28 protein-coding genes and 1 tRNA gene are annotated in these 26,847 nt (G+C 58.3%); 20 read left to right on the top strand and 9 right to left on the bottom strand.

Annotation, left to right across the window (positions count from 1 at the left end; all coding sequences use genetic code 11):
• The first annotated feature begins 11 nt into the window (after positions 1–11).
• Positions 12–1,493: a PAS domain S-box protein gene (locus IPI71_01645; protein QQR71255.1), complete on the top strand. Its 1,482-nt coding sequence runs from the start codon at positions 12–14 to the stop codon at positions 1,491–1,493.
• A 399-nt stretch (positions 1,494–1,892) separates the two neighbouring features.
• On the opposite strand, the gene IPI71_01650 is transcribed toward IPI71_01645, so the two are convergent.
• Genes IPI71_01650 through ligD form a run of 3 tightly spaced genes read right to left on the bottom strand, consistent with a single transcriptional unit; the run spans position 1,893 to position 4,073 of the window.
• Positions 1,893–2,351, bottom strand: coding sequence for an ATP-dependent DNA ligase (locus tag IPI71_01650; GenBank protein ID QQR71256.1), 459 nt, complete (start codon positions 2,349–2,351; stop codon positions 1,893–1,895).
• A 44-nt stretch (positions 2,352–2,395) separates the two neighbouring features.
• A complete protein-coding gene (locus IPI71_01655; protein QQR71257.1) occupies positions 2,396–3,202 on the bottom strand; it encodes a Ku protein in 807 nt (268 codons plus the stop codon).
• Positions 3,195–4,073: a non-homologous end-joining DNA ligase gene (gene ligD, locus IPI71_01660; GenBank protein ID QQR71258.1), complete on the bottom strand. Its 879-nt coding sequence runs from the start codon at positions 4,071–4,073 to the stop codon at positions 3,195–3,197. Before ligD ends, IPI71_01655 begins: the two co-directional genes overlap by 8 nt.
• Positions 4,074–4,163: 90 nt before the next feature.
• On the opposite strand from ligD, the gene IPI71_01665 reads away from it, so the two are divergent.
• From IPI71_01665 to IPI71_01680, 4 genes are read left to right on the top strand one after another with little or no spacing between them, the layout of a single operon-like run.
• Positions 4,164–5,495 (top strand): FAD-dependent oxidoreductase, encoded by a 1,332-nt coding sequence (locus IPI71_01665; protein QQR71259.1) that lies wholly within the window; start codon positions 4,164–4,166, stop codon positions 5,493–5,495.
• A complete protein-coding gene (locus IPI71_01670; GenBank protein QQR71260.1) occupies positions 5,492–6,469 on the top strand; it encodes a glycosyltransferase family 4 protein in 978 nt (325 codons plus the stop codon). The genes IPI71_01665 and IPI71_01670 overlap by 4 nt, the downstream gene beginning before the upstream one ends.
• Positions 6,466–7,170 carry a glycosyltransferase gene (locus IPI71_01675; GenBank protein QQR71261.1) on the top strand — a complete coding sequence of 235 codons (705 nt, stop codon included), beginning with the start codon at positions 6,466–6,468 and terminating at the stop codon, positions 7,168–7,170. Before IPI71_01670 ends, IPI71_01675 begins: the two co-directional genes overlap by 4 nt.
• Positions 7,171–7,228: 58 nt before the next feature.
• Positions 7,229–7,660 (top strand): PaaI family thioesterase, encoded by a 432-nt coding sequence (locus IPI71_01680; GenBank protein QQR71262.1) that lies wholly within the window; start codon positions 7,229–7,231, stop codon positions 7,658–7,660.
• 146 nt (positions 7,661–7,806) lie between these two features.
• Here IPI71_01680 and IPI71_01685 read toward each other — a convergent pair.
• Positions 7,807–7,891 (bottom strand) — tRNA-Ser (locus IPI71_01685).
• A gap of 46 nt (positions 7,892–7,937) precedes the next feature.
• Between IPI71_01685 and IPI71_01690 the strand changes: the two genes are divergently transcribed.
• A complete protein-coding gene (locus tag IPI71_01690) occupies positions 7,938–8,147 on the top strand; it encodes a thiamine S protein (GenBank protein QQR71263.1) in 210 nt (69 codons plus the stop codon).
• Here IPI71_01690 and IPI71_01695 read toward each other — a convergent pair.
• The 5 genes from IPI71_01695 to IPI71_01715 all read right to left on the bottom strand — a co-directional run bounded on the left by IPI71_01695 (position 8,144) and on the right by IPI71_01715 (position 12,739).
• Positions 8,144–9,739, bottom strand: a complete 1,596-nt coding sequence (locus IPI71_01695; GenBank protein QQR71264.1) for a thermosome subunit — start codon at positions 9,737–9,739, stop codon at positions 8,144–8,146. The genes IPI71_01690 and IPI71_01695 overlap by 4 nt on opposite strands.
• An 83-nt stretch (positions 9,740–9,822) precedes the next feature.
• Positions 9,823–10,443 (bottom strand): orotate phosphoribosyltransferase-like protein, encoded by a 621-nt coding sequence (locus IPI71_01700; protein QQR71265.1) that lies wholly within the window; start codon positions 10,441–10,443, stop codon positions 9,823–9,825.
• 22 nt (positions 10,444–10,465) lie between these two features.
• A complete protein-coding gene (locus IPI71_01705) occupies positions 10,466–10,921 on the bottom strand; it encodes a nucleotide-binding protein (GenBank protein QQR71266.1) in 456 nt (151 codons plus the stop codon).
• Positions 10,918–11,895: an RNA 3'-terminal phosphate cyclase gene (locus IPI71_01710; GenBank protein ID QQR71267.1), complete on the bottom strand. Its 978-nt coding sequence runs from the start codon at positions 11,893–11,895 to the stop codon at positions 10,918–10,920. Before IPI71_01710 ends, IPI71_01705 begins: the two co-directional genes overlap by 4 nt.
• A 1-nt stretch (position 11,896) precedes the next feature.
• Entirely contained in the window at positions 11,897–12,739 is an 843-nt protein-coding gene (locus tag IPI71_01715) for a ribose-phosphate diphosphokinase (protein QQR71268.1), read from the bottom strand.
• A gap of 84 nt (positions 12,740–12,823) precedes the next feature.
• On the opposite strand from IPI71_01715, the gene lonB reads away from it, so the two are divergent.
• The 14 genes from lonB to IPI71_01785 all read left to right on the top strand — a co-directional run bounded on the left by lonB (position 12,824) and on the right by IPI71_01785 (position 26,838).
• Positions 12,824–14,740, top strand: coding sequence for an ATP-dependent protease LonB (gene lonB, locus IPI71_01720; protein QQR71269.1), 1,917 nt, complete (start codon positions 12,824–12,826; stop codon positions 14,738–14,740).
• Between the two features lie 4 nt (positions 14,741–14,744).
• Entirely contained in the window at positions 14,745–16,076 is a 1,332-nt protein-coding gene (locus tag IPI71_01725; protein ID QQR71270.1) for a TldD/PmbA family protein, read from the top strand.
• Positions 16,045–17,346: a TldD/PmbA family protein gene (locus IPI71_01730; GenBank protein QQR71901.1), complete on the top strand. Its 1,302-nt coding sequence runs from the start codon at positions 16,045–16,047 to the stop codon at positions 17,344–17,346. The genes IPI71_01725 and IPI71_01730 overlap by 32 nt, the downstream gene beginning before the upstream one ends.
• A 1-nt stretch (position 17,347) precedes the next feature.
• Entirely contained in the window at positions 17,348–17,614 is a 267-nt protein-coding gene (locus IPI71_01735) for a pro-sigmaK processing inhibitor BofA family protein (GenBank protein QQR71271.1), read from the top strand.
• A gap of 224 nt (positions 17,615–17,838) precedes the next feature.
• Entirely contained in the window at positions 17,839–18,348 is a 510-nt protein-coding gene (locus tag IPI71_01740) for an alpha/beta hydrolase (GenBank protein QQR71272.1), read from the top strand.
• A gap of 189 nt (positions 18,349–18,537) precedes the next feature.
• Positions 18,538–18,867 (top strand): ATPase, encoded by a 330-nt coding sequence (locus IPI71_01745; GenBank protein QQR71273.1) that lies wholly within the window; start codon positions 18,538–18,540, stop codon positions 18,865–18,867.
• The gene (locus tag IPI71_01750) at positions 18,854–20,833 is read left to right on the top strand and encodes a V-type ATP synthase subunit I (GenBank protein ID QQR71274.1); all 1,980 of its coding nucleotides are present in this window, start codon (positions 18,854–18,856) and stop codon (positions 20,831–20,833) included. Before IPI71_01745 ends, IPI71_01750 begins: the two co-directional genes overlap by 14 nt.
• Before the next feature lie 4 nt (positions 20,834–20,837).
• The gene (locus IPI71_01755) at positions 20,838–21,095 is read left to right on the top strand and encodes an ATPase (protein ID QQR71275.1); all 258 of its coding nucleotides are present in this window, start codon (positions 20,838–20,840) and stop codon (positions 21,093–21,095) included.
• Positions 21,096–21,110: 15 nt separating this feature from the next.
• The gene (locus IPI71_01760) at positions 21,111–21,689 is read left to right on the top strand and encodes a V-type ATP synthase subunit E (GenBank protein ID QQR71276.1); all 579 of its coding nucleotides are present in this window, start codon (positions 21,111–21,113) and stop codon (positions 21,687–21,689) included.
• An 11-nt stretch (positions 21,690–21,700) separates the two neighbouring features.
• Positions 21,701–22,759, top strand: coding sequence for a V-type ATP synthase subunit C (locus IPI71_01765; protein ID QQR71277.1), 1,059 nt, complete (start codon positions 21,701–21,703; stop codon positions 22,757–22,759).
• 1 nt (position 22,760) lies between these two features.
• Positions 22,761–23,063 (top strand): V-type ATP synthase subunit F, encoded by a 303-nt coding sequence (locus IPI71_01770; GenBank protein ID QQR71278.1) that lies wholly within the window; start codon positions 22,761–22,763, stop codon positions 23,061–23,063.
• The gene (locus IPI71_01775) at positions 23,054–24,817 is read left to right on the top strand and encodes an ATP synthase subunit A (GenBank protein ID QQR71279.1); all 1,764 of its coding nucleotides are present in this window, start codon (positions 23,054–23,056) and stop codon (positions 24,815–24,817) included. The genes IPI71_01770 and IPI71_01775 overlap by 10 nt, the downstream gene beginning before the upstream one ends.
• Positions 24,814–26,205 carry a V-type ATP synthase subunit B gene (locus IPI71_01780; GenBank protein QQR71280.1) on the top strand — a complete coding sequence of 464 codons (1,392 nt, stop codon included), beginning with the start codon at positions 24,814–24,816 and terminating at the stop codon, positions 26,203–26,205. Before IPI71_01775 ends, IPI71_01780 begins: the two co-directional genes overlap by 4 nt.
• 6 nt (positions 26,206–26,211) lie before the next feature.
• The gene (locus tag IPI71_01785) at positions 26,212–26,838 is read left to right on the top strand and encodes a V-type ATP synthase subunit D (protein ID QQR71281.1); all 627 of its coding nucleotides are present in this window, start codon (positions 26,212–26,214) and stop codon (positions 26,836–26,838) included.
• Positions 26,839–26,847: the final 9 nt, after the last annotated feature.

Below are 26,847 nucleotides of genomic sequence, written 5' to 3' on the forward strand. Positions count from 1 at the left end.
ACTTTCACAAGATGCAACGAGAGCCCGAGCTCGCACCGCAGATCCTCAGAATCCTTAAGTTCCAGCCCAAGGGATTGACCATCAGCGATATTGCAAAAAAGACCGGGGTGTCCCGGGAAAAGGTTTCACGGCAGCTCGATATCCTGGAGGTTTCCGGGAAGGTCGAACTGCGGTTGATCGGAAATGCCAAGGTCTACTATACCGCCCGGAGGGTCCCCCTCTCTGCTTTTCTCTGTTTCACGAAGAACCTGATCCTGGTGCTTGACGACCATCAGAGGATCATTCAGGTCAATGACCAGTGTGAAAAAACACTCCGGCGGCCAAAGGAAGAATTGGTGGGAAGAACGCTCGAAGAAGCTGAGATCCCCGTCGTATCTTCACCGGAAGCTCTCGCGGTCATTGGAAGTCTGGAGAGGGAACAGATCATCACCAATCTCCGGCACGGGGGTGACGGGAAGGATCTCTTCTTCCAGATGCAGGTGATCCCTACCACGTTCGATGACGGGGGAAAAGGATGTACCCTGGTGCTTGAGGACATTACCGAACAGAAGCACTATCTCCGGAATATGGAGTTCCTGGCAAGAACCGCGATGGAACTGGTTGATCTGGCACCCGATGCCAATATTTTCAATTACATTGTCAACCGAATCCTTGAGATCATACCGAAAGGCCTTGTATATGTCCAGTCCTATGACGAGCTGCTAAAAGAATTTTCTATCCGGGCCATTGCCGGTCCTGAATTTCACGAGGGCCTGATCGAGTTGCTGGGGAGGGATCCCGTTGGATTGGTTTTTCCAACAGCCACAATCTTCGATGCCCCCTATCATGAAACCCTCGAATCCATTTTCACGACGCAGGAATTTGTACTCCGTCCAGGTTCCGGAACGAAAACCGCCTCATTTTACGATATCTGCTTCCGGCAGATCCCAGGCGAGATCTGCGATGCAATCCTTGACCGGTTCGGTATCGAAAAATTCTATTGTATCGGGTTGATCTGGAAGAACCAGCTCTTCGGGCTTGTTGGAATTTTCGTGCCGCAGGGAGAGATCCTTGAAGACCGACAGATCTTCGAATCGTTCATCAGGCAGGCATCCATCGCCATTGCCCAGCGGATGACCGCGGATGCCCTCCTCAGGAGCGAACAACGCTTCCGCGAAGTGTTAGACCTCCTCCCCGGCGCAATGAGCATCATCGATTCTGAAGGCTGCTATACCTTCCTCAACCGGGCATTTGTCGATCTCTTTGGCTATACTCTTTCTGATATCCCCACCGGCCGCGAGTGGTTCGGAAGAGCATTTCCGGACCCGGAATGCCGGAAGGAAGCTGTCACCGCCTGGAAGAAAGACCTCCTGCATGCCGGGACAGGGCAGGTCAGGTCCCGCATTTATGATGTGCGGTGTGCAGACGGGGAATGTAAGACCATCCTCTTCCAGCCGGTCACCCTCAGTGACGGGAACCAGTATGTTGTTTATAGGGAGCAGGCAGGGATTTGAAATATTTTCCTTTCGCAGGAGGCCAGAAGAGATGTATGATGAAAGGATGTGCGGATCGAACCTACCAAGGTGGTAATGTCCTGGACATAACTGTTGAGAGAGTGCATGTTAAAAACCTGGTTTTCATCGGTTTCATTTAATATTGTCCGGTTGGGGGACTCTCAAACGGCAGGGAGTCTGGTAGCGGTGGCTATAAGAGACTTCAGAAAAATGCGTGCAATTCAAACGGTTCAGGGGAAATAAGAGTAATATCCTTGCTCCATGGCTGATGATCCGAGGTATTTCATGGCATGCCTTGTGTTATCCCATGTTTAATTCGAAACCGACAATTGGGTGATCTTTCAGAGCGCCATCCAGACCCGACGGTGCGGCTGCCAGCAGCACCGGACCGGGGTCCTTTTAATCATCCTTCGCTTTCAGGAGCAGCCAGTCCTTCTCTTCCGCCTTTTTAAACCGGACCAGGACATAGCGCCCGGAAAGCCGGTCCCCCTTCATCACCACTTCGATCTTGTCGTCCTTCCATTCCAGCGGTTCGTAAAGCCCCCGGTCCCATATGGTCACGGTTCCTGCGCCGTACTCCCCTTTGGGAATGGTTCCCTCGAAATCGGCATACTCGAGGGGGTGATCCTCGGTCCGGACGGCGAGCTTCTTCTCACCAGGCTTCTCCGGGATACCTTTTGGCACCGCAAAAGAGACCAGTACCCCGTCCCGCTCCAGCCGGAGGTCGAAGTGGTGTTGCCTAGCCTGGTGCTCCTGGACGACGAAGATCTTCCCGGTACCGCCTGGTTGTCTTTCACTTCCTTCCGGCTCTCCGGTCTTCGAAAAATCCCGCTTCTCCCGGTACTCCCTGAGCGGCATGGTTCAGACCGCCTCCCGGCATCCCATGGTTTTTCGATCCATCCCTATCGCGACTCCTTCAGCCGGGCAAGGGTCTCTTCGAGCGCGGACACGAGCTCCCGGGTCTCAGCGGCCTTTGGTTTCTCGACGTGGACCGTCTCGCCCTCCATCTTCTTTTGGATCAGTTCCTCGATCCGCTCCCGGTAGGTGTCGTGGTAACCGGCAAGGTCGAGCTCCCCGGTGAGGTCATCGATGATACGCTCGGCCAGGGCGAGCTCTTTTTTTCCCGGAGCCGGGATGGAAGAGAGTTCCTCGACCACAGCGGGATCGGTCACCTCATCGGGATAGTGGAGAGTGGTCAGGATCAGGGCGTCCCGGTACTCCCGGACAAGGGCAGGATACTCGCGGGTCCGGAGCGTGATCCGGCCGATCCCGGCCCGTCCCTTCTTCCGGAACGCTTCCATGAGCAGTGCATAGGCCTCGGGAGGCCCGTCCGGGACAAGAAGGTAGGTCCGGTCATAGAAGACCGGTTCCACTTCAAGCACGTTAATGAACCGGTCGATACGGATTCGCCGGTCAGATTCCGGCCTGATTGCTTCGAGCTCGTCCTTCTCAATCATGATATACTCTCCCTCCCGGACCTCGTATCCCCTGACGATGTCCTCCCAGGGAACTTCCTTTCCCTCGCTGGTACAGACCCGCTGGTATCGGATCGGCTGGCCATCCTTCCGGTGCAGCAGCCGGAAGGAGATGGTATGCTCCCTGACCATTACCATCAACCGGACCGGCACGTTCACGAGACCGATACTGATGCTCCCGGTCCAGAACGCCCGGCGCGGAACCGGGCCGGACTCCTGCTCTTCCTCAATCATGGTTCACCTTTGGCAGGCGTTCTGCCCTGTCGAAAAACCCCTTCCATGGATCTCCTGTTCTGGAAATCGCCGTATGAATAGTAAAGTCTTCGGGCACGAGCCCCTCCCGGAGCTCCTCCCAGGCAAGGGGCATCGATACCGTGGCCTCCGCGGTAGCCCTCAGGCTGTACGGGCCGATCATGGTCTTCCAGGCCGCATTCTGGAGGTAATCCACAAAGACCGTCCCGGCCACGTGGGTCCCGGAAAGCTCCGATACCACCCCGGGGAGGCGCCGGGAGAGAAGGATGCCGAGAGCGTGCACGAAGGATCGTGTTTCCTCGAACCGGTAGACTCGTTCCAGGGGAATGACCACGTGTAGACCTTTCCTTCCGGAGGTTTTTACAAAGGAAGAGAGCCCGAGTTCTCCGAGAACTTCACCGAGCCCCTGTGCCGTCTCCACCGCCTCGGTGAATCCTGCCGGCGGTTCGGGATCGAGATCGAAGAGCATGATGTCCGGACGCTCGGGGTCGTCGGTTCGTGCAAGCACGATGTTCAGTTCCAGCGCTGCCAGGTTCGCCATCCAGATCAACGTCTCAACACGGTCGCAAACCACGTACCGGATCTCCCGCTCTGCCGACCGGGAATAGTGGCGATGCAGGGTTACAAAACCGGGTGTACCGGCAGGGGCATTCTTTTCGTAAAAGCCCGCCTGCCCCACTCCTTCGGGAAACCGTTGCATGACCAGCGGCCGGCCAGAGAAGAACGGAAGCATCCGGGGGGCGGCCCTGATATAGTACTCGATGACATCCCTCTTGGACACCCCGGAAGAAGGGTAGAGGACCCGGTCCAGATTGGTGACGGTGACTCCTCCTACCTTCAGATCAGTATCCATCGGTCCACTCCACACTCCCGGGTGGCACTTCATCAGCAAAATATCCTCTGGGTCGGCATGATCCGGCCGTGGCAGAGCTCATATAAATCCATGAGTCCGATGTATAGTGAAGTGACGACTGCAATCCTCGGGGGCGGTCTTTCCGGGATCACCCTCGCCCGGATCCTACGCGAGCAGGGCGGCAAGGTCGTCGTGCTGGAGGCCGAAGAGAGGATCGGCGGGCTCTGCCGCTCCCGCAGTGAAGCGGGATTCACCTTTGATACCGGCGGATCCCACATCATCTTCTCCCGCGACCGCGAGGTGCTGGAATTCATGCTCTCCGTGCTCGGAGAGAACCGGGACGAGCGGGTGCGCAACACGAAGATCTTTTATAAAGGCCGGTTCGTGAAGTACCCGTTTGAAAACGGCCTCTCCGATCTCCCCAGGGAGGACTGCTACTACTGCCTCTCGGAGTTCATCAGGACCCTGATTGCTGCCGAGAAAGGTGAACTCCCCCCGGTGGTGACCTTCGCAGACTGGATCACGACCACGTTCGGGAAGGGGATTGCCGAGTGCTACCTCCTTCCCTACAACAGCAAGATCTGGAACTTCCCTCCTGACCGGATGTCTCCCCACTGGGTCGAGGGACGGGTTCCGAGACCTCCGGTGGATGACATCATCAAATCCGCGGTCGGCATCGAGACCGAGGGCTACACCCACCAGTCAGTCTTCTCCTACCCGGTACGGGGAGGAATCGAAGCCCTTGTCCAGGCGCTTGCCGGGCCTGTGAATGATTGTATCACCTGTGGATTTGAAGTCAAAAGCCTCCGGAAGGCCGGAGGGGGCTGGGAGATCGGGGATGGGATTCGGACCGTGAAGGCAGACCGGGTGGTCTGCACCATGCCGCTCCAGAACCTGTTTGCCGCCCTCCAGGGTGTTCCGCCGGAGGTCCAGGACGCGGTGGATGCCCTCCGCTACAACTCGGTCTGCTCTGTGTACATCGGGACACGGGGGGATGTCCCGGATATCTCCTGGCTCTACATCCCTGACCCCGGCCTCGGCCTCATGAACCGGGTATCCTTTCCTTCCAACTACAGCAGGGAAGTAACGCCGGAAGGATATGGATCAATCCTTACCGAGATCACCTACAACGATGGCGACCCGGTCTCCCGCATGAGTGACCGGGAGATTGTCAGCCATGTCGTGGAATCGCTGGAAAAGATGGATCTCGTCTCGGCAGGGGATATCGTTTACACCGGCCTTGACCGGCACCGGTTCGCATACGTGGTATACGACCTGGAGTATCCCGATACCATTGCCATGGTGCGGGACTACTGCCGGAAGATTGGGATAGATCTCGTGGGGAGATTTGCCCAGTTTGAATACCTGAACATGGACGCCTGTATCCGGAGCGTCATGGAGTATACGGGGTGGCCGGGGTGAAGGTCAGATTTTACGTTGAGGACATGCTCTTTTTCAAGTACATCGGCTGCGCCACTGTGGCAAAGACCCTGTACCGGGAAATTGCGTCTTTGGAAGGAGTCGAGGTTTCCTGGAAGGGCCTGCCGGGCAGGGCCGATCTCATCCATTACCACACCTTCGGCCCCCTTGCAATGCTGAACCGGCGGATGGCACGGGGAAAAACAGTCCTGACCGCCCATTCGACACCGCGGGTCAACCTTGATAACATTGCACTGGCACGATTCATCAACAAACGATACCCGAAGATCTACCGGAAATTCGACCACATCATTACCATTTCCCAGCCGTGCACCGATGAAGTGACGGCCATGGTGCCAGATATTCCGGTGACCTGTATCCCGAACGGTGTCAACCGGACTTACTTCCAGAGGGATAATGAGAAGAGGGCTGCTTTCCGTGAACGGTTTGGCATTCCTGAAGACCAGGAAGTGGTTCTCTCGGTTGCCCAGCTTACGCCGCGAAAAGGACTCTATGACTTCCTTGCCCTGGCACGGATGTTACCGGAAAAGACCTTTGTATGGGTGGGAGGGTTCCCGTACGGGGCCCTTTCCAAGGACTGGACAAGGATCCGGCGGTTAAAACGACGGTGCGGCGAGAATGTCATCTATCCCGGGTACGTGAAAGAGATCGTCTCGCCCTACAGTGCTGCCGACCTGTTTTTCATGCCCTCCTACGCAGAGACATTCGGCCTGGTTATCATGGAAGCACTCTCGTGCAGCCTGCCGGTTATCGCCCGCGACATCTCCGAGTTCCACGATATATTCGGAGAAAACATCCTCTATTTCCGGTCGCGGGAAGATGCAGCCAGCCTGATCGATGACAGCGGCAGGCTCGCATCATGTGCTGCAGGTGCCCGGGCGTTCACTGAAAAGTTCGATATCAGGGATATCGCACAGCGCCACCTCGCTCTGTACAGGGAACTGGTGGACGCATGATCTCCGTGGTAGTCCCGGCATACAACGAGGAGCACAACATTGCCGCCTGCCTCGAATCGCTGGAGCGACAGACCCTCCCCCGCGACCAGTACGAGGTTATCGTGGTCGATGGAGGCTCAAAGGACAGGACGCGGGAAATTGCGGCACGGTATGCAGACCTGGTCTTTGTCCAGACGAGCAGGAAAGTCGGCGGCGCCCGGAACGATGGTGCTTTGAGGGCTGCGGGAGATATCATCGCCACCACGGATGCCGACTGCATTATCCCTCCCGGATGGCTCGAGGTCATCAGGGAAGGGTTCGAGCGCGACCGATCGGTGGTCCAGCTGTACGGTCCGGTCGACCCTGTCGAGAAAGGGATCAAGAACCATCTCTTTCTCGCCCTGGCCAACATGTTCTCACGCTTCGGCTATTATTCCGGTCTCTTCTTCTATACCCTTGGATGCAACAGCGCGTTTCGGAAAGCAGCCTTCATCGGGGCCGGGATGTATGCCTGCATCGACGCGGGAGACGATCTCGAGATAGCACGGCGGATGAGAGAACAGGGGCGGGTGAAGTTTGAGAACCGGATGCGGGTCTTTTTCTCCATGCGCCGCTACGAGCAGTTCGGGACCGTCAGGTCGCTCTACGAATGGATGTACATCGTAGCAAAGGGAGGAGAATCGGAAAAGCATTCTTACTCGAGGAAAGAGTATAAAAAATGACAGCCCCGGGTAACGGACTGGGGTGCAGGGGGATGACCTCCTGGCACCATGGGTGTGCATGACCGGAAACGGCGCCGGACCGCATGACCTGGGCGGGCGGCATGAACGGATCGAGTCCTTCAACCGTTCCCCCTTTGCCTGCCTGCTCGGCATGGAGATCATTGCGGCAGGCCCTGGATGGGCACGGGTGGTGATGGACCCCGAAGGTAAAGGGAACCCCAACCTGACAATCCATGGAGGAGCAATATTCGCACTGGCCGACCAGGCATTCGGGATCGCTGCCAACATGGAAGATCCTCCGGAAGTGGCGGTTACAGCCTCGATCATGTACCTTTCCCCTGCTGCCGGGAGACTTGAAGCGGTTGCTGAACGGGTGGGGGAGGATGCCCGCCATTCCCTCTACCATGTGAGAGTGTTCGAAGGTGACCGCCTGGTGGCAACATTCGAAGGCATCGGGGTAAAATCGTCACGGGAACCCCGGACTCCCTGATCCGTCTCGTCACTATCCTCTCTGCCGGACCCGCTGCCACGAAGAGGCTGAACAGGAGAAGCCGCGTGATCATGAACACGCTGCCAGGGCTTTTTTTTAATAACCTATCCGGGATAAACTGAAATCCCGGGTAATTCCTGAAAAGACGCCGAGGGGGAGATTTGAACTCCCGAGGCGCAGGGCGCCAATGGTTTTCGAGACCATCGCCTTCCCGGGCTAGACTACCTCGGCCAGAGAGATCACATATTTTTCTTGGCCACCAGTATAATGGTATCGAATGACGGTCACCTGCCGGTTTGTCCTCCTGCCCGGGAACGAGGTCGTGGAATACCACGGAAAGGCCGGGGATACCTATGAAAAAGCCCTGCTCTCACTCGGGATCATTCCCGATACCGTCCTAATCCTCCGTGGAAAGCGGAGCATCCCCCAGGATGCCGAGATAAAAGAGGAGTGTGTGGAGGTTCTGTCGACCTGCTCACGGGGTTAGGAGGGCGGGGCACCTGCCGGCTCTTTCTGCTGGGTGATCATCATATCGTCCACCCGCATTAGTAGGATGGCTGCTTCTGCAGAGCTCTGGATGGACTGGCGCTTGGACCGGTGAGGCTCGACCACTCCCTCTTTGAGCATATCGATGATCTTCCCGTTGTAGACATTGAGCCCGGCATACTTCTTCCCCTTTGCGTGGGCACTTTTCAGCTCGACCAGCTTGTCGAGAGGATTGAACCCCGAGTTCTCGGCAAGGGTCTGGGGAATGACCTCGAAGGAAGCGGCGTAGGCCTCGATGGCAAGCTGCACCCTTCCGCCGACCGTTGCTGCAAAGTCACGGATCTTCATCAGGAGCTCGGTCTCAACCGATCCGCCCCCGGCCAGCATCTTCCCGTCTTCCATGGCATCCATGACGACACGGGTGCCATCGACAACCGCCCGTTCAAGCTCATCGAGGAGATACTCGGTCGAGCCCCGGAGCAGGATGGTGACCGCCTTGGGGTTCCGGCACCCGGATATCTTCACGATCTCGATATCATCAGGCTGCTCAACGATCTCCGCAATTCCGAGGCTCTTTTCGGTCAGGTCCTCGGGCTTGTTCACGATCTCGGCATTCAGTGCCAGGGCTGCGAACTTCATGTCCTTTTCAGGTACATCTTCGACAGCCAGCACCCCTCCCTTTGCGAGGTAATAGCCGACTGCATCGGCGATGCTCTTCTGGCAGAGCAGCACGTTGGCACCGCTGTCGATGACCGCATCGGCCAGTTTCTTGAGGGCTTCCCGCTCCTGGGTGGAGAATGCGCTGATCTGGTCGCGGCTGCTGATCCGTATCTTTGCCTTGACCTGGGTTTTCTTGATCTCCATCTGGGTCGCAACCAGCGCAACCTTTGCGTTCCTGACCTTCCGGGGCATCTCTTCAGAGAACCGGGTCTTGTCCAGCACCACGCCGCGTACGAGCTCGGCGTCGTCCATCGTGTCTCCTCGCTGCTTCTTGATCAGGACGTTATCCTCATCGGCAACGATGGCCCCGTCCTTCTTTTCTGCAATGGTCATGACCGCATCGACAACGATGCCGTTAAGCTTGCTCTTGACCGATTCGATCGACTTGCCGGTCATGGCGGTATCGGCGATCCTGACGAGATTTCCCCGGTCATACGGATCGATGGTCACGGCGAGTTCATCGAGGATCTCGAGTGCCTTGTGCATACCCATGCGGTATCCCTGGGCGATGAGGGTGGGGTGGATCTTCTGGACTATGAGACGCTCGGCCTGTTCCATTAGCGATCCTACCAGCACGACGGCAGTTGTCGTGCCGTCGCCAACCTCCTCGTCCTGAGCCCTGGCAACCTCGATGACCATCTTTGCACCGGGGTGCTGGACCGAGATCTCGGACAGGATTGTTGCACCGTCGTTGGTGATGGTAACATCGCCGGTCCCGGAGACGAGCATCTTGTCCATCCCCCGGGGGCCGAGGGTGGTTCTCACCGCGCTGGCAATAGCTTTTGCGGCAGCAATGTTGGAGCGCTGGGCTTCAAGCCCGCGGTTCCGCTCCACATTCTCCCTGAGAATAATAATTGGTTGTCCTCCAAGCATCGGTTATCCTCCAATGTGGTAAAAAATGGAATTGAACTTCTATATAAACCAATCCATATTTCAAAAGAGTGTGAGTATCCGTGTCAGTCGATACGGGAAATCCTGAAGAGCGAGTATACCGGCACGCCGTCAATATCCCTGATGCCGCGCTTGTCAAAGAGAACCAGGACTGCGATCGGGTTTCCACCGTGCTTGCGGACATACCGGACAACCTCGTGCATGGTTGTCCCTGAAGTGATCACGTCATCAACGATAATGCACCGTTCCCCTGAAATCTGGGCAAAATTGCCGCTGATCGAACCGACCGGAGGATCTCTAGTGCTCTGTTTTGCAGGGTGGTATATGGCGAGCGCCACGTCTTCGGCAACAGCGATGAGGGTGGCAATCGGGATCCCCGAGATCGCGATCCCCACGATAGCACTGGGGAACAGTTCGGGCGGGGCTTCACCCTTCGGCTCGCTGCTGGCAGCCGAGTAATAGAGTTTCAGCATCATCATGGCCAGGTCATCGAGCAGCGGGCCCTTGCTGCTCACGGCAGTCCAGTCGATACCGACATCCTTCGGGGTTACACCACCCTTCTGCTGGGTCAGGAGCCAGGTGACGGTCTCTACGGAGAGGCTCAGCTCGTCGGCAATCTGCCCGGGGCTGTGGCCATCTGAAAGAAGTGCCCGTGCTCGCTGGATCAGCTCGTCAAGCGAAGACATTGCAAGAAAAGTATGCACAACGCTATTTAATTCTTCTTTTAATTGCAGCCCCGCACACCGGGCACTCTCCGGGCCCTTCGTACGGTCTCCCGCACCCGGTGCACCGGTACTGCCAGGTGATGCGCCGTGCTCCCTTCTGGTGGATGGGGATGACCGGGACACCCATCCGGTATGCTGCGTTCTGGAGGGCGTAGTCATCAGTGACGACTTCCGCCCCGAGCTCGAGGGCGAGGGCAAGGACGCCCTGATCAGTCTCTGATAACGCTTCTCCTTCTCCGATCCGTCCGGCAACATCCCTGACCCTGGCCTGCGCTTCCCGCCCCGGTTCCCGGACCGTGAGGCCCGATTCGCAGAGCAGGTCGAGACGGACCCTTGAACGCAGGTCCTTCAGCTCGGCAACAACATGGGGGGTGGTATAAAGCTCGCCGGACAGCGCGATTGCCGAGAAGAAGGCTGAAGCATCGAGTACCGCCCTCATCGCCGGAACTCCACCAGGTAGTTCTTCCTGACTTCTACAGGCAACCCGAACAGGGAGAGGAGCCAGCACATGGTACGGGCATGGAGGGTGAACTCCGGAGCGGTATAGGATCCCCCGCCACGGGCAAGGTACAGCAGGAGCTGGTCGCTCAGGTGCAGATCGACATCTCCACCGGACCGGAGCTCTGCCACCAGTCCCGCCGCCGCTGTGTCCCCAACCCTCTCTGCCGCAAGCCCCCTCCTTCCAAGGGCACAGGACCCTTTCGCACCGTTCCAGGCCGTGCAGGAGCTCCCGGTTCCCGGGCCCGGGAAGCGGCTGATGCTCACCGGGTACTCCCTGCCGGTCTCTTTCACGAGGAAGTCCCGGGCGCTGGCCGCCTGGCGGTCAGCCACATGCCCTGGCAGCCCGGATGAGCAGGACCTGATGCCCCGATTTTCCACCCCGCTGGCAGTTATCCGCGGAATGGCAGCCGGTTCGACTGTTATACGGACGACCCCTCCGCCTGTTGGATAATATCCCCTGCGGAGGATGTCGACCTGCACGCCGGTCCCGGCCGGCCCGAGCACCGGGAGGAACACTTCGGTGAAATAATCGATGGTGGGGCTGAACTGCACTTCCGTTCCGCCCTGCACCTGGAGAGAGCCCCCTTTTTCGAGTGCCACGGGAAGCCAGGCCTGGAGGACCAGCGGGATGCTCCCGGCCGTGCCGACATCAACCGATATATCGCTGCACACGATGGGGCCGGGAATGAAGGAGAGCCGGGCGCTCCCTGGGACATTGCCCGTGACACGGGCCTCACATGCCAGGGCTACGGCCCTGACTGCGGCACAGTGCTGGTTGGCAAGGCCCGGGCGGGGCCGCTTCTTCCTGATGGAGACCACTTCGACAGGGGTCCCGGTGACCGCGGAGAGGGCGACAGCCGCCCGGACGATCTGGCCGCCCCCTTCCAGCTGCGATCCATCGATGCGAAGCATCTCACCGGGTTCCGCTCACCACGGTCCCTGCCGCTGAATAAGCGCTGCAGGCCTGTTCGATCGTATCACTGGCAGCGACCTGGGAAACCCCTGATGCGACCAACCGGGCATATGCCCCGCCGGCAAAGACACCGTGGACGCAGGCTGCCGTAACATTCAGTGCCCCCTGGGCCGACAGGAGCCCGGCTGCCGTGGCAATGGTCCCGCCCGTTGAAATGATATCGTCAACGATGACCACCTCTCTCCCTTCAACAGGGAGGCGCTTTGGCTCGATCCTCACCTCGTCTCCTGAAATGCGGGTCTTCTCAAGGTGGTCGCAGTCCCAGTCTCCAACGGCGGCGACCGTTGCTGCGAACGGCACGGCCCCGCCATCCGGGGCGAGGATGAGGGGGTCGGTATACCCGCAGCGGCCAAGATACGCACCGATCTCAGGGGCGAGAGACAGGTTCTCGACAGGAACGGTAAAATGGCGCAGCACTGCCGGATCGTGGATATTTATTGTATAGATTCGGGATACTGCCGATGAGAGTGCCCGTGCCACGGCCCGTGCCGAGAGCGGCTCGCCGGGATGGAACTGCTTGTCCTGCCGGGCATACCCCATGTACGGGAGGAGCAGGATGGGCGGGGAACCGGAGCAGGCATCGATGAGCAGGAGGAGCTGGACGAGCGAATCGCTGTCCACCACGCTTCCCACGACCAGGATCTCATCGTCTATCCATCCGGCCCGCAGATAGTGTTCGCCGTCAGGAAACCGTGAAAATTTCACGTCTACGAGGTCCCAACCGCCTTCGCGGGCGATACGGGCTGCCAGGACCTGCGAATACTCGGTGCTGATAACTTTCATCCGATCCTACCTCATGCTGAAAGTACTTAAACTACCATGCATAATTTATATTACCGTATATCTTTTCGTGAGGTAAATCCGAGCATGGAAGACGTGGAATCCGGTCAAGAGAGCCAGGAGGAACTTTTTTCCCTGGACATCCATGAGGAGAGCTCATCCGAGATCGACGTCCCCCAAAGCCTCATCGACCAGGTGATCGGGCAGGAACACGCAGTCGAAGTCATCAGGAAAGCCGCTATCCAGAGGCGGCACGTGATGATGATCGGGAGCCCGGGGACCGGCAAGTCGATGCTGGCCAAGGCGATGGCCGAGCTGCTGCCCAAGGAGGACATGCAGGATATCCTGGTCTACCCCAACTCGGACGACCCGAACAACCCCATCGTCAGGACAGTCCCGGCCGGGCGGGGCAAGCAGATCGTCACCGCCCACAAGGCTGAGGCCCGCAAGAAGATACAGCTCAGGAACACTCTGCTAATGCTCCTGATCTTTGCTATCGTGGGCTATTCGTTCATAACCTACCAGTGGTTAATGGGCATCATCGCCGCTGCATTCGTCTTCATGGCTATGCGGTATGCGACCCCACGCGAGGAGGCCATGGTCCCGAAGCTCCTGGTGACCAACGATGCCACCGCCACTGCCCCCTTCCTCGATGCCACCGGTTCGCATGCAGGAGCGCTTCTTGGAGATGTCCGCCACGACCCCTTCCAGAGCGGCGGGCTCGAGACACCGAGCCATGACCGGGTCGAGGCCGGGGCTATCCACCGGGCGCACAGGGGAGTGCTGTTCATCGACGAGATCAACACCCTAACCCCTCACTCCCAGCAGAACCTGCTCACCGCACTCCAGGAAGGCGAATTCCCCATTACCGGCCAGAGCGAGCGGTCGAGCGGGGCGATGGTGCGGACCGAACCGGTCCCCTGCAGGTTCATCATGATTGCGGCCGGCAACCTTGACGCCATCCAGGGAATGCATCCCGCGCTCCGGTCCCGGATCCGGGGATACGGCTACGAGGTCTATATGGGTGAAAGTATGCCCGATACCCCCGAGAACCGCGAGAAGTTCATCAGGTTCATCGCCCAGGAGATAAAAAACGACGGAAAGATCCCCCACTTCGATAAAACCGCCATGGAAGAGATCATCAGGGAGGCTCGCCGTCGGTCCAACCGGAAGGGTCACCTGACCCTCAAGCTCCGGGACATGGGTGGCCTGATCCGGGTCGCGGGCGACCTCGCACGCCAGCAGGGGGCGGATGTCACCACCGCCGATCATGTGATCGCGGCAAAGAAGACTGCCCGATCTATCGAGGACCAGGTCTCCGACGAATATATCGGGAGGAGCCGCGAGTACGAGCTGACTGTCATCGAGGGGACCCGCGTGGGAAGGGTCAACGGCCTTGCGGTCATGGGCAGCGATTCGGGATCCGTGCTCCCGATCATGGCCGAGGTGACCACTGCGCAGGGAGCGAGCGGCACGGTCATCGCCACCGGTATGCTGAAGGAGATCGCCCAGGAATCGATCAAGAACGTCTCGGCCATCCTGAAAAAGTTCACCGGCAAGGATATCCGCGATATGGATGTCCACATCCAGTTCATCGGGACGTACGGCGGAGTGGAAGGCGATTCGGCATCCATTTCGGTGGCGACGGCAGTCATCAGCGCCATAGAATCGATCCCGGTGCGGCAGGATATTGCCATGACCGGGTCGCTCTCGGTCAGGGGCGATGTGCTCCCGGTCGGCGGGGTTACCTACAAGATCGAGGCCGCAGCAAAGGCGGGGATATCCACGGTGCTGATCCCGGCAGCCAACCTCGATGATGTCCTCATCGAAGAACGATACCGGGAGAAGGTGAAGGTCATCCCGGTTGACAATATCGAGGAGGTGCTCAAGATCGCTCTCGTCCCGGAGAACCGCGAAGGTTTCCTGAACAAGCTCCGCAGGGTGGCGATTTCAACCTCCGGAAAACTCATCGAAGGTTCCGGTTTCTCCCCCTCTGCAGTCTGATACCATGCCCGGTGTCCGGTACTACGATATCCGCCACGTGCAGGGCCAGGTAACCCACATCGATATCGACAACGGCGTGTGCGAATCCGCAGCCAGCTCGTTTTTCGATCATGCTGTAATCCGTGCACTCTCGCGGCAGGGATGGGGGATCCTCACCGTCGACGACTTCCAGGAGGTTCGCAGGAACGAAATCGGCTCCCTGGTTGACCGGGCAGCATCCATCGCCGCCATCTGCGAGGAGGACATATCCCTCTCCCAGCCGGTGCGTGGGAGTCATGAAGTGCCCCGGATGGCCGAGGATCCCCGCGATGTCAGTCTCGCAGAGAAGGCCGGGATCCTCCTTGAACTCGAGCGGTCGGCACGGATCCCCGGGATCCAGAATACCCGGATCAATTACATCGAGCGGTTCGAGAAAACCCGGTTCTGCGACAGCACCGGTTATGAGAACGAGTTCGAGACCTGCCGGAGCGGGTTTGGCGTCCTTGTCGTTGCAGCGCGAAACGGCACCCTCCAGATGGGATACGAGCGGCGGCACACCATCAGGGGGCTCAATATCCGGCACCAGCAGGAACTGGCCCGTTCTGCGGCGGAGCGAGCGATCTTGCTGCTGGACGCACGGCCTGCCCGCGGCGGGACCATGCGGGCGGTGCTTGATCCCGAGCTGGCCGGGGTCTTTGCCCATGAGGCGGTAGGCCATGCCAGCGAGGCGGACCTCGTCCAGGAAGGTAGTTCGGTGCTCGCCGGAAAGATCGGCGAGCGGATCGGGACCGCTGCAGTGACCATCGTGGACGATCCATCCCTTCCCGAGTTCGGCTTTGAGCCGTTCGATGCCGAGGGATCGGCTACCGGCCGGACGGAGATTATCCGGCAGGGGATACTCTCGAACTACCTCCACTCCAGGGAGACGCTTGCCGCGGTCGGCAACGGCCAGGCCGGCCATGCCCGGGCAGCAGCAGGGGAGCCCCCGCTGGTCAGGATGAGCAATACTTATTTCGAGGCCGGGGAGAGCACCAGGGAGGAAATTCTCGCCGAATGCAGGCATGGAATTCTCCTGAAGGGGTCCAGGGGAGGCCAGGTCGACCCGGGGCGGGGCGTGTTCCAGTTCAATGCGGAATACGGGTACCTCATCGAGGATGGTGATTGCACGACCATGGTGCGGGACGTCTCGCTTTCCGGTGAGATCCTCAAGACACTCTTCTCGATATGCCTCTGTGGAAACGAGGTGAAGATGCACCAGGGATTCTGCGGCAAGGGAGGGCAGAGCGTTCCGGTAAGCGACGGTGCACCCTATCTTCTCCTTGACGGTGCTGTGGTGGGCGGCAGTGGAGATTCTTGACGATGTTCTGAGAACCGGCAGCAGGTCTGCCGATGAGATCGAAGTCTATCTCGTGGAAGGGCAGTCAGTCTCTGCAGAGCTGAAGCGGGAAGTGGTGAGCAGGTCCATCGAATCCCGGCACGTCAGCCTCTCCATCCGGACCATTAGCGGAGGAAAGATCGGTACCTCGTCAACCAGCAACCCGGCCGATTGGCAAAGGTGCCTTGAGGCGGCACTTGCCAGCGGGAGGCTTGCTACCCCGCAGGCATGGAACGGCCTGCCTGAGCCGCAGTCGCTCGGGGGCCCCGATCTCTCGTATGACCCTGCCGTCAGGCCCGGGCCTGTCGCCGTGCAGGGGATGCTCGAGGCAATGGTGGAAGGTGCCATGTGCCACCCGGTCCAGGTCACATCGGGCGGAGCCACGATGTCCACGGGAACGGTGGCCATCGCCAACAGCCACGGGACATGGTATTCCCGGAACCAGAGCCTGGTATCCGCATCGCTCGAGACCATCCGGAAGAATTCAACGGGGTATGAGTTCGAGACCTCCTGCTCACCCGATTTCGATCCCGCGTCGATCGGAGACCGTGCCGGGTTTCTTGCCGCATCTTCGGTGAACGGCTCCGATATCCCCACCGGCACCTACGACATTGTCCTCTCTCCTCTTGCCGCAGCCCAGCTCATCTCCGCAGTCCTCGTCCCGGCACTTTCGGGCAGGAACGTCCATGCCGGGCGTTCACGGCTTGCCGGGCTGATCGGGACACCGGTTGCCGACCCTGCAATCTCGGTCTACGATGACCCGCTCCTTCCGGGAAGGCCAGGAAGTACCAGGTGGGATGCCGAGGCCACACCGACCCGGAGGGTACCGTTTATAACGGACGGTACCCTCAGGGAGTTTGCATACGACCTTAAGACCGCGTACCGTCACGGTACGGAAAGCACCGGGAGTGCGGTCCGTTCCGGTTCAGGCGGGCTTCCTGCCATTGGCCATCACAACATGGTGATCGCAGGACCGGAAACCGCCCTGATGGATGAACCCGCCATATTCATCCAGGACGTGGTCGGGGCACACACCGCAAACCCGCTCTCCGGCGACTTCTCGGTTGAACTCACCAATCCTTTCCGGGTGAAGGACGGGACGTTCGAGGCCCCGGTCAGGAAGGCAATGCTCTCCGGGAATGTCTTTGATCTCCTCACCAGCGTCGCCGGTCTTGGCCAGGACCGGCGGAACATCGGGTCACTGGTCCTCCCTTCCATAAGGTTAAACGATCAGCACATCATTGGAGGATAGGATGTCGATCGATCTTGCCCTGGTCCTGGCCGGTGTCCTCATCGCAGCCGTCCTCGTCTTCATCGTCAAAGATATCGTGAAGATCCTTATCAACTCGGTTATCGGGCTTGTTATTCTCTTTTCGGTCAACTACTTTGACCTGATGGGATATGTCGGAAAACCCGATATCGAGTATTCACTGGTGAATCTCGTCCTCTGCGCCCTGGGAGGAGTACCAGGCACCCTCATCGTGATCATCATGCAGCTCCTGGGGTACCCTGCCAGCTGACCAGGAGAACGGCGAATTCCATCACACTCTCAAAGAGATCACCTGAGCCCTTTGAAAGAGACGGTCAGGCAAGGTGAAGATGGCTCCGCTGTTTTCATTTTTTATGCCCGGACGCGGTGGTCATCGGCGGCTGGTATGAAAACAGCATCCGCGGTTCTCGAGCAGGGCGGGATATATGACCCCGACAGTCTCATATGGGTTTCAATCGAAAAATGGAGTGTCCAATGCATATCCGCTACCTTCTGCCCGGCCGGGAAACCCTGCTCCTGGTCGAGGGGAGCCGGTCGTTTGTCCTCGCAGGGACCGTCAAAAACCGGTTCTCCCTCTGCCTCGAGACCCCCACCGGAGAGACCTGCACCACCCTGGAAGAAAGCGATGTCGTGGCTGTATCTGCTCCCGAGGGAGGCGCGATTGAACCGGCATTCATGCTGCTTGAGCTGGTGAGAACCTTCCGGCATCCGGTGGTCGTGCTGCCGCGGGGACACCCCGGTTCGTTGAGGCTTCGCTACCTGATCTCCGCTGCTCCGGAAATCCTCCTCTCCTGTGGAATCCAGCGGGGGACCCACCCTGAACAGCACCTCCTCTGTTCTTCCGAAGAGCTGGCCGGGATGATCCTTTCGGGGGGCGAGGGTTTCATCGAGATCCGGAATGTCCCTGCAACCGCTACGATGGGCCTCGTCCACCCGTCCCTGCGATTCGACCGGACCTCCCCCGCCGAAATCGAGTATCCGTGAACCCACGCGGAAAGGCACGTTCCCGCGCAGGAAGGATTGCCCGAATCCTTCCGGATTTCGGGAATTCTTCCCCATTTTTCCCTGAATCAGGCTATTTTTCATGAAATGCCGCGTTTACGGGGGGGAAAAAATCAACAGATATAAGAACAGTTCACGGCTAACATTTCATCTGCCGAAAGAGGAGGTTGGATGAAGACTGATGTGTTAAGGAACATCAAAGCAACCGAAGAAGAGTACAAGACATTGATAAGCACGGTTATGGCTGAAAGGAAACGCAGTGTTTCTGATGCAGACCTCGAAGCCGACAACCTTGTGATGAAGGCAGGTGCGAGTGCTGAAGAGTACCGTAAGATGCGGCTTGCAGAGGCACGGCAGCAGGCAGAAAAAAGGCACGCCGATATCGTGAAGGAAGGCGAGCAACGGGCTGCTGAACTCAGGGCAAAAGGCAGTAAGAACCTTAATTCCGCCGTGGAACTGCTTGTTTCGCGGTTTAAGGAGAAGCTGCATGCTGGCGCCTGAGGAGATGAGCAGGGTTCTCATCGCTGCACCAAACGACCTGTTGGCACCGGTTATCGCGGAGCTCCAGCGCCAGCGGCTCTTTCACATCGAGGACTTTGTCGAAAACGATGCGGAAGAGTATGCAGGGTTCCGGATCGGGGTTCCTATGGAGGGAGCCGGTGAAACCTCGAAAGAGTTGCTCCGGCTGCGCTCCGTTATTGCAGCTTTCTCAGTGCGGCCGGAAGATCTTACTCCCAGCGAGAAGGCCAGGGAGTCGCAGTTGAAGGCGCAAATCGAGCACGAGCTCCCTGCAATAGAAGCAGAAGTGGAAGAGCTCATCTCCCGGAGGATGGTGCTCGAGAACCAGGCGAGGGAGCTTGATCAGAAGATCGAGGGACTTACCCCCTTTGCCGAAATGCCGGTCGACCTTGCACTGCTCAGAGGATACGACACCCTGACTTTCTTTGCCGGATCCGTTGCCAGGACATTCGATCCCGGTGTGCCGCACGAAGCATACTACTCCGAGTCAAAAGGAGGAAAGCTGTTCGTTGCAGCCGTCCCGGTGCAGTACCGCCAGGATGTAGAGCGAAAACTCCTTGATGCCCAGTTCCAGGCAATCCCTATTCCCGATGAGGAGGGGACGGCAAAGGCGAGGATTGGCGCGTATCGTGCACAGCGGGACGCGATAAAAGATGAGATTGGAGGTATCCTGGCAAGGATCGAAGATCTCAGAAAGGAGCATGCCGAATTCCTGGCTTCCTGCGATGAACTCCTGTCCCTGGATGCTGAGCGGTCAGAGGCTCCGCTCCGGTTTGCAACAACGGACCATGCATTCGTGGCAGAAGGCTGGGTCCCGACCAACATGGTCGCATCCCTGAAGGACGGGGTTGCTGCGGCAACGGGCGGCAGGGCGTTTGTCGCTGATCGGCCGGCTGAACCAGGCCACGATCTTCCCCCGGTCGAGTACCACAATGTCAACTTCGCAAAGCCGAGCCAGTTCCTGCTGGACGTGTATTCGCGGCCCAAGTATGCCGAGATCGATCCCACGCTGGTCATGGCTATAATATTCCCGGTATTCTTCGGGATTATCCTTGGCGACGTGGGGTACGGGTTGATCCTGCTTGCCATGAGCCTTGGGCTCCGCAAGATCATCACGGGTGATGATGCCCGGATGCTGCTGAACGTGCTGCGTAATGCTGCTATCTCGAGCATCATCTTTGGATTCCTGTACAGCGAGTTCCTGGGCTTCAGTATACCCGGGCTTGATTCTATCATGCCGAACAGGCACCTGAACATCGGGGTCGTGGAAGGAAGTCATGGTCACGGACCTGCTGTTCCGGAACTGATGATCATGACCGCCTGGATCGGGATTGCATACATCACCCTCGGAAGGCTGCTGGGTATTCTCAACCATGCCCGGTACGGGCACGGGTCGCACCGGACCCTTGCGATGCTGGCAAACCTTGGCTGGATCCTCGTGATGTGGGGTATCCTGGTCATGATCTGGTCCGCATTCCCTTTGCCGCTCATGCCTGACCTCACAGGATATCCGGCACTTGTTGCAGGCATCTCCCTCCCTGTTATCATAGGAGGGATGATGGCGGTTATCGGCATCGCCCTCATTATCCGGGAATCGGCGCTCGAGATCGTCGAACTTCCCACCATCCTGTCCCACGTGCTCTCGTTCGCACGTCTGATGGGTGTGGGGCTCTCTTCAGTTGCTATCGCCATGGTGGTGAACTACATCGCCATCGGGCTGATCATTGAACCGCAGTTGAAAAATTTCGGTATTATCAGTATCGTGTTCATCATCATGGGAGTATTCGTGTTTCTCCTCGGGCACCTCTTCAATGCCATCCTGGGGCTGCTCGGCGGCGGACTCCAGTCTCTCAGGTTGAACTACGTCGAATTCTTCACCAAGTTTTACAAGGGTGGTGGAGAGAAGTACAATCCCTTTGGTATGAAACGAAGATTCATGGAGGACTAAAAAAATGGCAGGAGAAGAAATTGCATTAATGACCGTTGAAATGGTAGAGGCATCACAGCTGGGTATGAAGGCAATTGGTGCCGCGCTCGCTGTAGGACTGACCGGACTTGCGACAGCTATCGCAGAGATGACCATCGGCTCTGCAGCCGTCGGGGCAACTGCCGAAAACAAGGATGTCTTCGGGCTGGTCCTGCTGCTGACCGTTATTCCTGAAACTATCGTCATCTTTGGTCTCGTGGTCGCGCTGCTTCTGATATTCTAATTACCGGAGCAGACCATGGGACTGGAAGTGGTCATCGAAGAGATCAGGGAGAGGGGAAAGAAAGAAGCGGACCATATCAGGAAAGAGACCCAGGCAGAAGTCAGAAGTATCCTGCAGGCTGCCCAGGAGAAGGCAGAGCGGATCAAACTGTCTGTCGACCAGGACGTGGAGCGGCAGGCAGGCCACATCATGAGCCAGGAAGTCTCTGCTGCAAACCTGATCGTCAAACGCAGGCTCCTGAATACCCAGAAGGAGCTTCTCGACCAGGTCTATGCAGCTGCCCTCTCGACCATAGCGGGGCTTCCACAAGACTTTCACCGGAACGCGATGAAGACCCTTCTTTCAAGAGCTCTGCCAGAGATCCCTGAAGGCATTGTCCGTTCCGCTGCCAGGGACAGTGATACCCTCGGCAGCATCCTCTCCGCAGACCCCTCCTTTAAAGGATATATCAGGGGTGACCCGGTCGCAATTGACGGAGGGGTCATCATCGAGAGTAAAGACGGTGAACTCCTGATCGATTACAGCTACCAGACGATGTTGAACGGCATATGGGAGACAGGGTTGAAGGATGCATCGGGGATCCTGTTCGGGTAAGGTGAAAGAGGATGTCTGATTTTACCTCAGGCCCCAAACCCTATGTCTACGTCTGTACGAGGTTGCGGGTGAGAAAGTCAAAGCTCATCCAGCGGGAGGACTACCTCCGGCTGCTGAACATGGGGATCCCGGAAATAACCCGTTTCATTGAAGAGACCCAGTACAAAAAGGAGATCGATGAACTTGCCACCTCGTTCACCGGAATCGACCTCATCGAACTTGCGCTGTCCTGGAACCTGGCAAAAGAGTATCAGAATATCCAGTTGATCACCCCCGGCGTTCTCAAGCGCTTTACCCAGTCATACCTGAGGAGGTGGGACATCCAGAATGTTCTCGCCATCTTCAGGGGTAAGATGCAGGGTATGAAACCAGGGAAGATACGGGAGGTCATGGTGCCTGCCGGTGAACTCGACAGGGCCTTCCTTGACCGGCTGATCAAGGAGGAGAGCCCGGAGCAGATCCTGGAAGCGCTCAAGGGGCAATCGGTATACCCGGTCATTGCAGCCGGGTTTGCTGCTGCCCTGGAGGAGGAATCGTTTGCCAGGGTGGAAAATGAGCTCTACCAGCAGTTCTATGCAAACCTGCTCGCAGAAGCACGTAGCGGGTTCAAGGGCGGCAGGCAGTTCCTGCAGTACATCATGCTCGATATTGATATCACCAATATCAGGAACATGTTCAGGCTCCGGGCAGGCCGGCTGCACGAAGACGCACGGACCATGGTAATTGACGGAGGGGTGTTCTCGATCGAGGAATTCCAGCAGCTCATCAACATCGAGGAGGACCAGGAATTCATCGATGCCCTGAAATCAAAGGTGCGTTTGAAACCGCTGCTCCTGCTCCTCGATGAACTGGCAGGTGGCCGGAAGACGCTGCGGGAGATCGAAATAGACCTGATCAAGGTCCAGCTTACCCATATGGAGTCTCTCTCCAAGATGAACCCGTTCTCGATACACCCCATTCTCACCTACCTTGAGAAGAAGAAATATGAGATCTTCAACCTCCGGGCGATTGCCCGGGGAAAGGAAGTGAACCTGCCGACCGACCGTATCCGGGGATACCTGGTGATGTGATATGGAGATAGCAGTGATCGGCAGCAGCGAGTTTGTCCTCGGTTTCAGGCTCGCGGGGATCAGGAAAACCTACCCCGTCGAATCCGATGAGAAGCTCGCCGAATACATCACCAGGGTCCTTGATGACGGGAACGTCGGTATTCTCGTCCTCCAGAGCAAGGACATGAACAGAATCCCGCGGCGGCTCCAGGCCACGCTTGAGAATTCGGTTAAGCCGACGGTTATTGCGGTCGGTGCCGAGGAAGGAGGGTTGTCCATGAGGGAGAGAATTAAGCGATCAGTGGGTGTTGATCTGTGGAAGTAACAGCGAAGAAAGAGGAAGGCCAGGAAGGAGTCCTCAAGAGGATTGCCGGCCCTGTCGTCACTGCGGTCAATATTGACGCGCACATGTACGACGTGGTGAAGGTCGGCCACGAGGAGCTCATGGGCGAGGTGATCAAGATCCAGGGTGACGAGACGATCATCCAGGTCTATGAGGACACCTCAGGGATCAGACCCGGAGAACCCGTTATCAACACGGGGCTTTCTCTCGCCGTGGAGCTCGGGCCGGGGCTCCTGACCAGCATTTATGACGGGATCCAGAGGCCCCTGTCTGTCCTTGTCGACAAGATGGGTGATTTTATCCATCGGGGGGTCTCGGCGACCGGGCTTGATCACCAGAAGAAGTGGGAGTTCAAGCCGCTTGTAAAGGAAGGCGACAAGGTGTCGCCCGGTTCGATCATCGGGGAAGTCCAGGAGGCAAATATCGTCCACCGGATCCTGGTACCCCCCAATGTTCAGGGAGGCACGGTAAAGAGCATCAAAGCTGGTTCCTATACCGTTGAAGAGGTCATCTGCACCCTCGATGGAGGGGTACAGCTCACCATGATGCAGAAATGGCCGGTCCGGGTTCCGCGCCCGGTCCTGGAGAAGATGAACCCGACCATCCCGCTTATCACCGGGCAGCGGATCCTGGACGGGCTGTTTCCCATAGCCAAGGGGGGCACCGCAGCGATTCCCGGTCCGTTCGGGAGCGGGAAAACCGTGACCCAGCAGCAGCTCGCAAAGTGGAGTGATGCCGAGATCGTGGTGTACATCGGGTGCGGTGAACGCGGCAACGAGATGACCGAGGTGCTGACCGAGTTCCCGGAACTCGAAGACCCCAAGACCGGAAAGCCCCTCATGGAGCGGACGGTCCTGATTGCAAACACGAGCAACATGCCGGTGGCTGCCCGTGAAGCATCGGTGTATACCGGGATCACCATCGCAGAGTATTTCCGGGATATGGGCTACGATGTCTCCCTGATGGCAGACTCGACCTCCCGCTGGGCGGAAGCGATGCGGGAGATCTCCTCGCGGCTCGAGGAGATGCCCGGCGAGGAAGGGTATCCTGCGTACCTTGCCGCCCGGCTCTCGGAGTTCTATGAGCGGGCAGGCCTCGTGAAGACCTTCTCGGGGAAGAACGGGTCGGTCTCGGTCATCGGAGCTGTCTCGCCGCCCGGCGGGGATTTCTCGGAGCCGGTCACCCAGAACACGCTGCGTATCGTGAAGGTCTTCTGGGCACTGGATGCCAAGCTCTCCCAGCGCAGGCATTTCCCGGCGATCAACTGGCTCAACTCCTACTCCCTGTACCTGGATACCCTCCACGACTGGTACGACCGTGAAGTGTCCCCGGAGTGGAACGTGCTCCGTTCATGGGCAATGGAGGTGCTCCAGAAGGAGGCCGAACTCCAGGAGATCGTCCAGCTGGTCGGGTCTGATGCACTCCCTGAGGCAGAACAGCTGACCATTGAGATTGCCCGGATGATCCGCGAGATATTCCTCCAGCAGAACGCCTACGACGCGGTCGACACCTTCTGCGACATGGCAAAGCAGTATGACGTGATGAAGGCGATCAAAGGCTATGCCGACCTCGCGTATGCTGCCCAGACTGCAGGGGTATCCCCGGCGCAGATCATAGCCATCAAGTCCAAGAACGACCTGCCCCAGATCAAGTTCATCCGGGATTACAGGCCGGAGCTGGAACGCATCCAGAAGAGTATAGATGCAGAAATCAATACCCTGAGGTCGTCAGCATGAAGGAGTACAGGACGATATCAAAGATCGCCGGCCCGCTCGTCTTCGTCGAGAAGACCGAACCGGTCGGGTACGGCGAACTGGTCAATATCGCACTCTGGGACGGTTCCATCAAGCGGGGGCAGGTACTCGATACCAGCGATTCCCTCGTGGTGGTCCAGGTCTTCGAGACTACGGCAGGCATCGGCAAGGACTCCGGGGTGCGATTCCTAGGTGAGACCATCAAGATGCCGGTCGGAAAGGAGATGCTCGGGCGCATCCTCTCCGGCGGCGGCAAACCTATTGACGGGGGTCCGGAGATCGTCCCGGAGAAGCGGCTCGATATCACCGGTGCCGCAATCAATCCCTACGCACGGGCGTCGCCTGAGGAGTTCATCCAGACCGGGATATCCACCATCGATGGCACAAACACCCTTGTCAGGGGACAGAAACTCCCGATCTTCTCGGGTGCCGGACTTCCCCACAACAATATTGCTCTCCAGATTGCCCGGCAATCGAAGGTGCTCGGGTCCAGGGAATCCTTCGCCGTGGTATTTGCGGCGATGGGTATCACGAAGGAAGAAGCCAACCACTTCATGCAGGACTTTGAGCGGACCGGCGCACTGGAGCGGGCGGTGGTGTTCCTCAACCTTGCCGATGACCCGGCCGTCGAGCGTATCATCACCCCGCGCCTTGCCCTGACCACCGCTGAGTACCTTGCATTCGAGCTGGACATGCACGTGCTCGTCATCCTGACCGACATGACCAACTACTGCGAGGCGCTCCGCCAGATCGGGGCAGCCCGTGAAGAGGTGCCGGGCCGCAGGGGATATCCCGGATACATGTACACGGATCTTGCCGGTATCTACGAGCGGGCAGGTATCGTCAAGGGCAAGAAGGGATCGATCACCCAGTTCCCGATCCTGACCATGCCGGGCGATGACATTACCCACCCCATCCCTGACCTGACCGGGTACATCACCGAGGGGCAGATCGTTGTCTCGCGCGAGCTGCACCGGAAGGGCATCTATCCGCCTATCAACGTCCTCCCCTCCCTCTCCCGGCTCATGAACCTCGGGATCGGGGCGAAACATACCCGTGAGGATCACAAGAAGGTCTCTGACCAGCTCTATGCGGCGTACGCAGAAGGAAACGATCTCCGCGGTCTCGTTGCAATCGTGGGAAAAGACGCCCTGTCAGAGCGGGACCGGATGTTCCTTGAATTCGCTGACCTGTTCGAGAACCGGTTTGTCCGCCAGGGCCTCGATGAGGACCGGAGTATCTTCGATACACTCGGTATCGGCTGGGACCTGCTGTCCACGCTCCCGGTCGAGCAGCTCGTCCGTATCGACCGCGACCTGATCAACAAGTACCACCCTAAATTCAGGGAAGCCGAGAAGGCCCAGGGGTAACGGCACATGGCACTGCGCGATATCAAACCCACCCGGTCAGAACTGATAAACCTGAAGCGGCGTATCGCCCTTTCAGAGCGTGGGTATAAGATCCTCAAGATGAAGCGCGATGGCCTGATCATTGAATTTTTCAAGGTGCTCGAGACCGCGAAAGACAGCCAGAGCGGCCTGCTTGAGAAGTATCTGCGTGCCGGCCAGATGATGGCATTTGCCGAGACCGTGGAAGGGGCAATCGGGGTAAAATCTGCTGCGTTCTCTGTTCAGGAGGTACCGGACATCAGGGTAGCGAGCAAGAACATCATGGGGGTGGTTGTACCCGAGATCGAGTCTTCCAAGGTCAGGAAGAGCCTGGTCGACCGTGGCTACGGGCTCCTCGGGACCACTTCTGCAATCGACGAGGCCGCATCTGCCTACGAAGACCTGGTGGAGGCAATTATTGAAAGTGCGGAGATCGAGACTACCATGAAGAAACTCCTCGACGAGATCGAGTCCACCAAGCGGCGGGTCAATGCCCTCGAGTTCAAGGTGATACCCGAGCTCACCGAGGCCCGCGACTTCATCAAGATGCGGCTCGACGAGATGGAGCGGGAAGAACTCTTCAGGCTGAAGAAGATCAAGGCCAGGAACGCGTGACCGGGAGGG

The organism is Methanolinea sp. (assembly GCA_016699325.1).
Classification (GTDB): Archaea; Halobacteriota; Methanomicrobia; order Methanomicrobiales; family Methanospirillaceae; genus UBA9949.